A 237-nucleotide genomic window follows, 5' to 3' on the forward strand; every position below is an offset into this window, starting at 1 on the left:
GGTAGTTGAACGGCAGAAACCCCAGGCAGGCCAGCCCCAGCACCACACCGGACAGGCCGTAGGGCGGCGGCAGTACCAGCACAAAGGCAAGACCGGCCAGGATCGCCTGGGTGGTGGCGATGCCGTTGATCCCATCCATGAAGTTCCAGATGTTGATCAGCGAGGTGGCGAACAACAGGGCCAGCAGCGCCTGCCAGGGATTGCCGCTGGCATGCCAGACCAGCCCAGCCAGCAGCG

1 pseudogene is annotated in these 237 nt (G+C 65.0%); it reads right to left on the reverse strand.

Annotated features, from left to right (window positions below):
- A pseudogene (locus RRF55_RS27900) lies at positions 1–237 on the reverse strand (hypothetical protein); the annotation flags it as partial.

The organism is Klebsiella sp. K47 (genome assembly GCF_051858335.1).
GTDB classification, from domain to species: domain Bacteria; phylum Pseudomonadota; class Gammaproteobacteria; order Enterobacterales; family Enterobacteriaceae; genus Klebsiella; species Klebsiella pneumoniae.